This window comes from Clostridium prolinivorans, assembly GCF_004011155.1.
In the GTDB taxonomy this organism is placed as follows: domain Bacteria; phylum Bacillota; class Clostridia; order Clostridiales; family Clostridiaceae; genus Clostridium_AT; species Clostridium_AT prolinivorans.
In genome coordinates this window covers 56,916-69,762 of record NZ_RJWG01000002.1, presented here as the reverse complement: position 1 = coordinate 69,762, position 12,847 = coordinate 56,916, and the positions used below count along the sequence as shown (strand labels likewise).

11 protein-coding genes are annotated in these 12,847 nt (G+C 23.4%); 10 read left to right on the top strand and 1 reads right to left on the bottom strand.

All coding sequences use genetic code 11. The annotated features are described in order from the left end of the window. Positions 1-51 precede the first annotated feature (51 nt). The 8 genes from EGD97_RS03025 (at position 52) to EGD97_RS02990 (ending at position 7,151) form a co-directional block, all read left to right on the top strand. Entirely contained in the window at positions 52-315 is a 264-nt protein-coding gene (locus EGD97_RS03025; RefSeq protein WP_164850150.1) for a hypothetical protein, read from the top strand. Between the two features lie 165 nt (positions 316-480). Continuing rightward, on the top strand, positions 481-747 hold the full coding sequence (locus EGD97_RS03020) for a DUF3343 domain-containing protein (RefSeq protein ID WP_164850149.1): 267 nt from the start codon (positions 481-483) through the stop codon (positions 745-747). 188 nt (positions 748-935) lie between these two features. Beyond that, the gene (locus EGD97_RS03015) at positions 936-1,229 is read left to right on the top strand and encodes a hypothetical protein (RefSeq protein WP_127836469.1); all 294 of its coding nucleotides are present in this window, start codon (positions 936-938) and stop codon (positions 1,227-1,229) included. An 87-nt stretch (positions 1,230-1,316) separates the two neighbouring features. Continuing rightward, positions 1,317-2,111, top strand: coding sequence for a DNRLRE domain-containing protein (locus tag EGD97_RS03010; RefSeq protein ID WP_127836468.1), 795 nt, complete (start codon positions 1,317-1,319; stop codon positions 2,109-2,111). Between the two features lie 42 nt (positions 2,112-2,153). Next, the gene (locus EGD97_RS03005) at positions 2,154-4,169 is read left to right on the top strand and encodes a glycosyltransferase (RefSeq protein ID WP_127836467.1); all 2,016 of its coding nucleotides are present in this window, start codon (positions 2,154-2,156) and stop codon (positions 4,167-4,169) included. Positions 4,170-4,185: 16 nt separating this feature from the next. Beyond that, on the top strand, positions 4,186-5,253 hold the full coding sequence (wecB, locus tag EGD97_RS03000) for a non-hydrolyzing UDP-N-acetylglucosamine 2-epimerase (RefSeq protein ID WP_205693945.1): 1,068 nt from the start codon (positions 4,186-4,188) through the stop codon (positions 5,251-5,253). 25 nt (positions 5,254-5,278) lie between these two features. Continuing rightward, positions 5,279-6,148, top strand: a complete 870-nt coding sequence (locus tag EGD97_RS02995) for a dTDP-4-dehydrorhamnose reductase family protein (protein ID WP_205693940.1) — start codon at positions 5,279-5,281, stop codon at positions 6,146-6,148. A 1-nt stretch (position 6,149) separates the two neighbouring features. Continuing rightward, the gene (locus tag EGD97_RS02990) at positions 6,150-7,151 is read left to right on the top strand and encodes a polysaccharide biosynthesis protein (RefSeq protein ID WP_127836465.1); all 1,002 of its coding nucleotides are present in this window, start codon (positions 6,150-6,152) and stop codon (positions 7,149-7,151) included. 156 nt (positions 7,152-7,307) lie between these two features. Here EGD97_RS02990 and EGD97_RS02985 read toward each other — a convergent pair whose 3' ends face one another. Then, the gene (locus tag EGD97_RS02985; RefSeq protein ID WP_127836464.1) at positions 7,308-9,092 is read right to left on the bottom strand and encodes a tetratricopeptide repeat-containing glycosyltransferase family 2 protein; all 1,785 of its coding nucleotides are present in this window, start codon (positions 9,090-9,092) and stop codon (positions 7,308-7,310) included. Positions 9,093-9,296: 204 nt separating this feature from the next. On the opposite strand from EGD97_RS02985, the gene EGD97_RS02980 reads away from it, so the two are divergent. Continuing rightward, positions 9,297-10,289: a glycosyltransferase family 4 protein gene (locus EGD97_RS02980; protein ID WP_078682864.1), complete on the top strand. Its 993-nt coding sequence runs from the start codon at positions 9,297-9,299 to the stop codon at positions 10,287-10,289. A gap of 197 nt (positions 10,290-10,486) precedes the next feature. Beyond that, positions 10,487-12,847, top strand: coding sequence for a U32 family peptidase (locus EGD97_RS02975; RefSeq protein WP_127836463.1), 2,361 nt, complete (start codon positions 10,487-10,489; stop codon positions 12,845-12,847).

The window sequence follows — 12,847 nt, the reverse complement described above, 5'->3', positions numbered from 1 at the left end:
TATTTATTGAATATAATTAATGAAAAAGATTATGAAAAGTATATAAAAAAAATGGATAATATAATTTTAAAGCTTAAAGATATAATAAAAGACAATGAAATTAAACTACAATATTATGAAGATAAATTTAAAGTTATAAATAGCAGTATTGTAAATTTTAATGAAAGGAAAAAAGAGTTAATAGAAAGTGTAAACTTTTTTCAAAACAGTATTACAGATAAAGAAAAAAGACTAAATGAACTTGAAAATTTATATAAAGAAAAAGAAGAAGAGATAAAATTATTAAAAGAAGAATTAGAGAATAAAAAAATATAAAATAAAACAGTTACAACTAAAATTTAATTGAATAATATATACTATAAGGTATACTTCATACTTTATAGTATAAGTATGTTATAAGAATGTGCAGAAAATTTGAATTATTTTTGTATACTCCATACCTTATAGTATAAGTATACCCTAAGAATGGAGATGAATTTTATGTTAGATTACGAAAACAAATTTTTAATTGTGTTTAAGTCATATAATCAAGCTATGTTATTATTTAGTGAACTTAAAAAAGAAAAATGCAATGTCAATCTTATTTCAACTCCATGTGGAATTTCAAAGGGATGCAGCCATTCAATAGTATTTGATATAGATGATACTAAAACTGTAATAGATGCAATAAAAAATAATAATATTAAATCAATTAGTATATATAAAATAGTAAAAAAGAACAATAAAATAAACTACATTCCAATTTAAAGAACCTGAATTTCGGGTTCTTTTTTGATGCTTATAATTAACATATAATATATAAATTTATTATTAAAAACAAAAATTAGTTGTATTATTAAAATTTTATGAAATAAAATATCACATTTATATAAATTTTCATATTATATATCAGGACTGAAAATCCTATAAAATAAAAAATATGGAGATGAATTTTTATGGCTATTTCATTAAATTTTGATACACCTCAAACTTCTACACCTCGTGTTGTTAATGTTACAGGAACTGTTGCAGCAAGCAGTATAGCATATTTAACAATTAAGCTTAATGTTACTAATAGCGCTACACCTGCTAGAGATCGTTCATTTTACAGGGTAGTACCTTTTAATAACACTTCAGCTACAGCTCTGGCTGTTGATAGTGCTTATACTTTAGCAATTGTACCAAAACTTTTAGGTTCAGATACTGTTGTGGCAGTAGCAGCATGGTCTTATACTCCAACTGCAGAATAATATTTATTAAAATTTCATGGAGTCATAGCGTTGACTCCATATTTAGTTAAACTTAAAAATAAAAAATAACAGGAGGAGGTTATAAATTTGCAGAGCATACTAATTCCTGTAATAAAAAGTATTACAGTAACAAATAAGTTTCCAACTGGAAACATAAATGAAGATACTATAAAGGTAGGCAGTGATGGAGAATTTGTATATGTAAGTTATTTATTTTTTGATATTTCTTCAATACCAAGTAATGCTGTTATTTCAAAAGCGGAACTTGTGTTATTTAAAACAAATAATTTTTATAATGATAGTAACAAAGAATTTATAATATATCCTCTAAATGACTATTTTAGTACTCATACAACATTTAACAATGCTCCCGATGTAAGTACTATTATAAAAAAAAGTTTTTACCCTATAACTTCTAAAGTAGCTGTTTCAATTGATTTAACTAAATTTGCACTGCTATGGTCTATAAATAGGTTAAACAATACAGGTATAGCACTATTTTCAAAAGATAATAGTATTCTTGCAGAATTTGGATCTTCAATATGCAGTGATAAATATCTTATACCATTTATAAAAATTGTTATAAATTATGTTATAGCTCCTGCTAAACCTTGCGGCATAATTGATAATGAGGCATATACAAAAAAAATACAAGTTATAGGTACAGTAGCACCAGCAGCAAAATATGAGGCTGTTGTAAATGTAGGAATAAAAAGAAGTGGAAGTTATCATACAGATAATTATTATATTGTAGATGAATATGACAATTCATTAAGTTACAATCCACTTCCAATAGACAAAACTTATAATGTTGCTATAATTCCAAAGAAAAAACCAGGTGATACTGAAAGTATAGATTTTTATGGTTCTTATAAGGAATAAAATTTAGTAATTGTTAAAAAAAATATTAGAGGGGATAGTTTGGTGGAAAATAGCAATAATAAATTTTTTGATACGACCAAAATCTATAAGAAAAAAATTTCTTTTTTTGTAAAGGAAGGATTAGATAGTTTTTTAGAAAATATTATTAAAGGATTGTCAGATGAATATGAAACTAAAAAAATAATTGTAAATAATTTTAATCAAATTGACGAAGGAATGAAATGGGCTGATATTTGCTGGTTTGAGTGGTGTGATGAGCTTGTTATATATGGAAGCAGTCATAATTTAGCAAAAGAAAAGATTATAATATGCAGGCTTCACAGTTATGAAGCATTCACAAAATATCCAGCTGATGTTATTTGGCAAAATGTTGATAAAATAATATTTGTAGCAGAACATATTAAGAATTTTGTAATTAATAAATTTAATATAGATAATGATAAAGCATTAGTAATTCCTAATGGTATTCAGTGTGAAAAATGGACTTTTAAAGAAAGAAAGACTGGATTTAATATTGCATATGTTGGATATATAAATTATAAAAAAGGACCAATGCTGCTGCTTCATACATTTAAAGCTATTTATGATAAAGATAACCGTTATAAACTTTATATTGCTGGTCAATTTCAAGATTATAGAGATATTTTATACTTTAATCAAATGATTAAAGAGTTTAATATGGAAAATAATGTTATATATGAAGGATGGCAGGATAATTTAGATAAATGGTTAGAAGATAAAAATTATATATTATGTACAAGTATTTTAGAGTCTCAAAATATTAGTGTAATGCAAGCTATGGCAAAAGGTATAAAACCAATAATTCATAATTTTGTTGGTTCAAAAGATATATATCCTAAAAATTTAATTTGGAATAGTATTGATGATGCTGTAAAAATGGTTACTGATAATAAATATAATTCAAAAGAATATAATTTATATATTAAAAATAATTTTGAGCTAAAACATCAAATAGATAAAATAAAATATCAAATATTAAAAGTATATAAAATAGAAGAAAATATTATGCTTAAGCAGCCTTTAGTAACTATAGGAATAACAAATTATAACGGTAAAAAATATTTATCAAAATGTATTGATAATTGTATAAATCAAACTTATAAAAATATTGAAATTTTATTAATAGATGATTTTTCAAATGATGGTTCTTGCGAAATAATAAAAGATTATGAAAAAAAGTATGATAACATACATGCTATTTATCATACTTTTAATTCAGGAGGGGCTTTAAAAGGTATAAGGGAAATTATTGATAATTCAAAAGGTAAATATTTCCAATGGATTGCTTGTGATGATTATATTGAAAAAGATGCTATTTATAAATTTGTAAATTATTTAGAAAAAAATCCTCAAAAGGACTATGTATTTAGTAATTTTAATATAATTAATGAAGATAATGAAAAAGTAGATCAATGGAATTATAAAATTTATTCTTACAATGAAGCTATTAAACACATTTTTAAATCTTCTTCTGGTATAGTTCCTATGAATTGTCTATATAGATTAGAATTTTTTAGAAATAATAAAATAAATTGGATAGTATATAGAGGGAATGATTTTTCTGCAGATACTTTAAATTTTCTTCAATTTATAAAATATAATTGGAATTATGGTAAGGTAGATGATACATTAATAAATTATAGAATTCATTCAAATAATTTATCTCATAATTTAGAAAAAAGAATTAATGCATCAGTTTCTATATTTGATTATATTATTAAAAATTTCAAAGAAGAAATATATATGCCTGAAATTCCATGGGATAAAGTTTTAAATAGAAAACAATTTAAAAACTGTATAATAGCGCAGTTTTATTATAATCAAATTCAAAATCATATAAATATGAATGCTATACCAAAGTATATAAACGCTAATATAACTCGTGAAGAATTAATAAAATATTGCATTGTATTTGCAAAAGAAGGCATGAATTATATTTATGAAGGTTTAAGTCAAGGAGATACTTATAAGATTGAACTTCTTAAATTAAAGGATTTATACGAAAAGTATATTGATGAAGTTAAAAATTTGAGGTGATTTAAAAGTGAAGGTTATGACAATTTTAGGAACAAGGCCTGAAATAATAAGATTATCTTTAATTATAAATAAACTTGATAAAATATGTAATCATGTTTTAGTTCATACAGGGCAAAATTATTCCAATTTATTAAATGATATATTTTTCAAAGAATTAAATATAAGAGAGCCTGATTATTATTTAAAAATATCTGAAAATAGCTTTGGAAGTCAAATTAGTAAAATATTAAAGTCTACAGAAGAAGTTATATTAAAAGAAAAGCCTGATAAGATATTAATATTAGGTGATACAAATAGTGGATTATCCTCAATAATAGCTGAAAGACTTAATATTCCAGTATTTCATATGGAGGCAGGAAACAGATGCTTTGATTTAAAGGTACCTGAAGAAAAAAACAGAAAATTAATAGATGCAATTTCAACTTATGCTTTACCATACACTTTATTAAGCAGGGAAAATTTATTAAAAGAAGGAATACCTAAAAATAGAATATTTGTTTCCGGTAATCCAATATTTGAAGTGATTCAATATTATAGTGAAAATATTAAAAAAAGCAATATTTTAAATACTTTAAATATAGAAAAATGTAAATATATATTAGTTACTATTCATAGAGCAGAAAATGTTGATATAAAAGAAAGATTAGAAATTATATTAAATGCTATTAATTTAGTACAAAAGGAGTTAAATTGTAAAATAATTTTTTGTGTGCATCCTAGAACTAGAAGTAAAATAGATGAATTTAATTTATTAAATTACAATAAAGAAATAATTTATAGCGATCCTTTTGGATTTTTTGATTTTGTAAAACTCGAAAAAAATGCTTTTATTGTATTAACAGATAGCGGTACTGTTCAAGAAGAATGCTGTATATTTAAAATTCCAACAGTTACAATTAGGGATACTACAGAAAGATTTGAAACAGTTGAATGTGGTAGCAATGTAGTTTCAGGTGTTAATTTAGAAAATATAGTTACATGTTCTAAACTTATGGCATATTCAGATAGAAATTGGAACTATCCTGAAGGATATACTGATATTAATGTATCAAATAAAGTTGTAAATTTTTTAATTTCAAATTAATGAGTTTAAATTAAGGAGGCAAAAGGTGAAAAAAGTTTTATTATTAGGTTCTTTTGGAATGGCTGGACATATGATAAGTATGTATTTTAAAACTTTAAAAGAAAAATATAAAGTTTATGATGTATGTCATAACGTTAAGTTAGATGATTCTTCAATGTTATTAGATATATATGATTTAAAATTATTAAATAAAATTATAACAAAAGTAAATCCTGATATTGTAATTAATTCTATAGGAATTCTTAATAAAAATGCTGAAGATAACCCTTCTAATACTATATTTGTTAATTCTTATTTTCCAAGATATTTAGAAGAAAAATTTAAAAATACTAATATTAAATTTATTCATTTGAGTACAGATTGCGTTTTTTCAGGTGAAATGGGAAACTATAGTGAAGAGTCAATACCTGATGGGAAAGATATATATGCAAGGACAAAAATATTAGGAGAAGTAAATAATGATAAAGATTTAACAGTTAGAACATCAATAATAGGACCAGAATTAAAAACTAATGGAACTGGATTGTTTCATTGGTTTATGAAACAAAATAAATCGGTAAAAGGATATTCTAAAGTAATATGGTCAGGGATTACTACTCTTCAATTAGCAAAATGTTTAGACATTATGATAGAAGAAAATTTAACTGGATTATATAATTTAACATCTAAAGAACCAATAAGTAAATATGAACTTTTAAAAATTATTAATTCAGTGTTTAAAAAGAATATAGAAATTGAAAATTGTGAAAAAATTACAAATAATAAATCAATGATTAGCACAAGGACAGATTTTACTATAAAGTTGCCAACATATATAGACATGATTAATGAATTAAAGGAATGGATGACTAAAAACAATGAACTTTATTTTCAATATTTTTCGGAGATGAGCTAATATGTTTAAAGAATCAAAAATTTTAATTACAGGAGCTACTGGATCTTGGGGAAATGAATTAGTTACTCAGCTTTTGGATATGAAGCCAAATAAAATAGTTATTTATTCTAGAAGTGAATTAAATCAAGTAAATATGCAGCGTAAGTTTAATAATGATAAATTAAAATTTATTATTGGTGATATAAGAGATTATAATGCTTTAAAACAAGCTTCTCAAGGTATAGATTATATTTTTCATTTAGCTGCATTAAAGCATGTACCAATATGTGAAGAACAACCCTATGAAGCTATAAAAACAAATATTTTAGGTATTGAAAATATTATTAAAGCAGCAATTGAGAATAATGTTAAAAAAGTTATAGATGTTTCAACAGATAAAGCTGTTGATCCAATAAATGTTTATGGTATGACAAAAGCTATTGGAGAAAAATTAATAATTCATGCAAATACTATTACAGATACTACTAAATTTGTTTGTATTAGGGCGGGCAATGTTTTGGGTACTAACGGAAGTGTTGTTCCATATTTTATAAATCAAGTGAAAAAATTTAATCAAATAACAATTACAGATTTAGAAATGACAAGATATTTTTTAACTTTAAAACAGGCAATAGAACTTTTATTTAAAGGAATTACAAATAGCGTTGGAGGAGAAATTTTTGTAATGAAAATGCCTGGTTATAAAATATCAGATATTGCATCTATTATAAAAGATGAATTTGGAGATGAAAATTGTAAACTAAAAGAAATAGGTAAAAGAGCAGGAGAGAAATTACATGAAGTATTAATTTCAAGGTATGAAGCTGAAAATTCTTATATTTATGACAATGATTATTATGTTATTTTACCTCAAATTTATATACCTGGATTAAAAGAATATTATAATAAATTAAATTTAAAACCTTTAAATAAAGAAGAATATTCTTCAAAAGATTATTTGCTTGGAATTAAAGAAGCTAGAGAAATGCTTGTTAAAGGTGGATTTATTAGCGAAAAAACTTAAAATAATTATTATAAAGTATTTACTCTGTAAATAGAAATTAGTTTGTAAATTAAATATTATATATAAATAAAACATAAAATATGTGTAAGAGATTTTTAATGCTCATTACACATATTTTATTTTAATATAATAATATCATAATGTATTTGGTATTTATTAATTCATTAAAATTTTTAAAGATTCTTTGTCATATACTTCAAATTCTTTTATTGATCTTATTAATTCATTTTTTGAATGTTCAATATATCCATATTTATAATAAAGTTTTCCAAGAGCGAGCAATATAAATTTATTATTTATTAAATTTAATAAATTTACAGCTATTTTAAATTCATTGAATTTATTATTTACAAGTAAAATTTCTAAAATTTCCAAAATAATATTAAGATATTCTGATTCATTTTCTTCATTAGATATATCTAATAAAGGTTCTCTAGTAAACAGCTTTAAAAGCTGAGAATACACTTTAAAATGCTTTTTATCATGGTTTGATAAATTATCTTCTTTAAAATTATTTAATATAGATAATGCTCCATTATAATTATTAATTAATATATTGCTTATAACTTTATACATAGAAAGAGGTACATAATAAGAATTATTTTCTTCTACATTATTTAAGCAAATACATTCATTAAATTTACCTGTCATTAAAAGACATTTGGCTTTTATAAAATTTAAATTTTCTGTAATTGTTGAATATTGTTCATATTTTTCAATGTATTCTAATGCTGTATCATAATAATCTTCATTAAAAAATAAGTTTATCAGTATTAATTTTGAATTAAGAGAATCGGGTAAAAAATCTTCCATAATTTTTTTAAAATCTTCTAATGGAGTATTTCTAATTTTTAATATATGAGCAATATTATATAATGGAGTAATAAAATCATTTTTTGATTTCATTGTTTCAATGTAATAATTGTAAGCAGTATCATAATCTTTAAGATTAAAATATGCATTGCCAAGTTCATAGTATGCTTTAAAACTTCCTGTACCATAGTAACATCTTAATTGAGGAGGTGCTTCCCCTAATTCAACGCATTTTTTTAAAGCTTTTATTTGAAGTATGGGCATATCTAAATCTTTAAATATAAGAGATTTAAAAAAATATAAATCAGTAAAATCAGGATAATATTCAATACCAATATTTACAAATTTTAAAGCATTATCAAAATCTTTTAATTGATAATTGGCTATAACTATTCTTAATATTAGTAAAAAACTATATCCATTTTGAGGATCAAATTTTTCATAAGATTTATAAAAGTGTTTTAAAGCATTTTTATAATCATTTAATCCAGCATATTCAGTTCCTAAATTAAAATTAGCAAAAGGTTCATCAGGATTTTTTTCTAATTGATTTTTTAAAAGGGTAATTGTTCTATTTTTTTTATCTTTATTTTTTATAACTTTATTCATATATCCATAATGGTGAATTTTTATGAAATCACAAATTGCATGTTGAATATTTTCTGGATAAGATAATTGATTATGAACCTCTCCTTCATAATGAATACCTTTATTATTTTTGAATAATCTTGGATTTAAATTCATAGTTGTAAAATTATCATCAATTACATCTCCGCAATAATTTATTGTTTGAAAATAGTAAATTATATTTTCATCCAATGAACTATCTAATAAGGATTTTAAATTTTTTTGATCTTCAGAATATACTTCATCATCTGCATCTAAAATTAATATCCAATCTTTTGTAGCATATTTTAATGATTCATTTCTAGCTTCACTAAAATTATTAGTCCACTTAAAATAGTAAACATTGGCACCAAAACTTTTGGCAATTTCTACAGTTTTATCTTTAGAGCCTGTATCTACAATAATAATTTCATCTACAATATCTTTGATACTTTTTAAGCACCTTGGAAGGTATTCTTCTTCATCTTTTACTATCATGCATAAGCTTATGCTATTTTTCATAATACTAACCTCCATTTAAAAGGGGAAAAAATATATTTTAATTAAGACATAAATTATCTTCATGATTATAATATATGAAGGTATATTAAAATGTGTTTATAATATTATCTTTTATTTATATAAAATCGTGATATTATTTTTATTTGCAGCATAGGTATATTCTAAAAAGATAATTACGACGGAATTTTAGGGGGATTAGGAGTTATGAAAGTTTTACTTTGCGTAAGAGGAGACTATATAAAAAGCTTTGCTGGTGATTCTAAAATAGTTATTATGACATATAAATATTTAAAAAAATTGGGAGTAGAAGTTTATATTAATGACGGCTATATAACAGATTATTCAGATTATGACATAGTACATCTTTTTAATTTAACTAGAATGGGAGAGACATATAAATATTATAAACAAGCTCATAAACAAAAGAAAAATATTGTTATAACACCTATATATGGTAATTTAAAAAAGTACTATATATATAAAAATCAAGTAGAAAATATAAAACTTTGGGAAAGATGCAGACTTTATAGGGAAGAAATATTAAAAGGCTGTAAACTTATTTATCCAAACAGTAAAATAGAAGAAAATATGCTTAGAAATGATTTTAATATTGAATTACCTTGCAGTATAATACCTCATGGTGTTGAAGTAGAAAATGATGAAACTCCTCTTTATAACTTAAAGGGAAGATATAATTTAGAAGACTATGTACTTTCTGTAGCAAGAATAACACCCCAAAAAAATCAACTTGCCTTAGCTAAAGCTTGCAATAAGTTAGGAGTAAAACTTGTACTTATTGGAAATATAAATGATACTTCGTATTTTAATGAATGTATGAAATATAAAAATGTTGTTTATCTTGGCTTTGTAGATAGTTATCATATATATAACGCTTATAGGTTTTCTAAAATTCATGTACTTCCAAGTTTTATGGAAATGCCAGGATTATCTTCATTAGAAGCTGCTGCAAGTGGATGCAATATAATATCTACAATGGAGGGAAGTGCAGAAGAATATTTTAAAGATATGGCTCTTTATGTAAATCCTTATGAATATGAAAACATTTTAAAAGTATTAGAAGAAGGTCTAAAGCAAAAAAAGAAAATTAAGCTTAAAAATCATGTTTTAAATAATTATAATTGGTCTAATTGTATAGAAAAATTATATAAAAGTTATAATAAAATATTAAATTCTTAAAATTAAAACGAGAGGGATGTATGTATATCCTATCTCGTTTTTTACTATATTTTTTATAATTATAATTCTAAAAAATATAAAGTATAAATGTATTCTATATAGTTTTTTACTTTTAAAATAATGCTTTTAAATTTTAAAAACTATTGTATAATAAGGGATAGAATATTTTTAAGTGAGAATATATTGGAGAGATGAATATGAAAAATATAGAACTATTAGCTCCAGCAGGGAATATGGAAAGTTTATATGCAGCAGTACAAGGTGGAGCAGATGCAGTTTACTTAGGAGGAAATAAATTTTCTGCAAGAGCTTATGCGTCTAATTTTGATGAAGAAAATATTATAAAAGCAGTTGATTATTGTCATTTATATGGTGTTAAAGTTTATGTAACTTTAAATACACTTTTAAAAGAAAGTGAAATTAAGGAAGCATTAGATTATACTTGTTTTTTATATAAAATTGGTGTAGATGCTTTAATTATACAAGATACAGGTTTAGCTTATATTATTAGAAAAAATCTCCCGGATTTTGAAATACATGCTTCTACTCAAATGACAGTTCATAATGGAGAGGGAGCACTATTTTTAAAAAACTTAGGATTTAAAAGGATAGTACTTTCAAGAGAGCTTTCTTTAGAAGAAATAATACATATTTCTAAAGATTTAGGAATAGAAACTGAAATATTTATACACGGAGCACTATGTATATGTTATTCAGGTCAATGTCTTATGAGCAGTATAATAGGTGGAAGAAGCGGAAATAGAGGAAGATGTGCACAGCCATGCAGGCTTTATTATACTTTGATAGATAAAAATAATTTAAGAGAAAGTTCTGCCTATATTTTAAGTCCTAAAGATATTTGTACACTTTCTGATATTAAAAAAATAATAAATAGTGGAGCAGCCTCTTTAAAAATAGAAGGAAGGATGAAAAGACCAGAATATGTAGCTGGAGTTGTAAGCTTATATAGAAAAGCTATTGACAGCATTTATAATAACACAGCTTTTGATTTTGAAAATGAAAATAAAAAGCTTTTAAAACTTTTTAATAGAGAAGGATTTTCAAAAGCTTATCTTTTTGGGAACAAAGGCAAAGATATGATGGCTTATAAATTTCCTAAAAATACAGGTATAGAAATTGGAGAGGCAATTAAAAATTCTTTAGTAAAACTTAAAGAGGATATTTCAATAGGTGATGGAATAAGAGTTAAAGAAGAAGGATTTACTTTATCTAAAATAATAAAAAATGGAGAAGAGGTAGAAAAAGCTTTTAAAGGTGATTTAGTCAAGCTTTTACCATTAAAATATAAAAATGGAGATATTATTTTTAAAACTTCTGATATATTGCTTTTAAAATATTTAGAAAATTATTATAAAGATATATTTGAAAGAAAAATATCTTTAAGCCTTAATGTAATTTTTAAAAAAGGAGAAAGACTTGTTATTAAAACTACTTATGAAGGTAAAGAATTTATTGAATATGGAGATATAGTTCAAAGTGCAATTAAAAAACCGTTAGATATAGATAAGATTAAAGAAAATCTTCAAAAAAGCAAAGACACTCCTTTTAAGTTTGAAAACATACAATTTGAATTTTTTGAAGAAGGATTTTTACCTTTATCTTCAATAAATTTTGTAAGAAGAGAACTTATAGAAAAAATACAAAATTATATAATTGGCAAAAGTAAAAGAAAGTTAAATTTTAATACAAGTTATTTAGCTAATAAAAATATAACTACAAATGCTAAAAAATCAAAAGAAGTATTTGTTATAGTAAATAATACTGAACAGATAAAAGCTTTTATAGATAGTAATATAAATGGAGTTTTAGTTGTTGATATTTTTAAAAAGCAAAACAATTTAAATTTAGAGGATATAAAGCTTTTAAATTATGATAAAATTTATTTAAAGATACCAAATATAATAAAAGAAGAATTTAACTATATTTGCAGTATAATAGAGAAATCATTGCCGTATATTAAGGGAATAGTAACTTCTAATTTAGGTATAATTAATAAATTTAATTCTAATCTTTCTATAATAGGAGATTATAAGCTTAATATTTTTAACAGCTATTCAGTTTTATTTTATGAAAAATTTTTAAATGAAGTTTGTTTAAGTGTAGAATTAAACAAAAGAGAAATAATAGAAATTGTTAAAAATACAATATCAAAAATTCAAATGAAAATATATGGAAAAGAAGAACTTATGGTAAGTGAATATTGCCCTGTTGGAAGTATTTTAGGGGGCAAATGCAGTAATGTTAATTGTAAAGAAAATTGTGAATATGGAAACTATGTACTAAAAGATAGAAAAGGTGAGGAATTTATTTTAAAAACTGATAAATTCTGCAGAAGCTATATATACAATAGTGTTTCTACAAATTTAATACCTAACTTAGATGAAATTAATAACATGAATATAAATTCTTTTAGATTAGATTTTATTGATGAAAATTATGAAGAAACTTTAAAAATTTTAAATGCTTTTAAAGAAAGCAAATGGCCTTATGACTATAAAAACTTTACTAGAGGGCATTTTAAAAGAGGAGTTGAATAG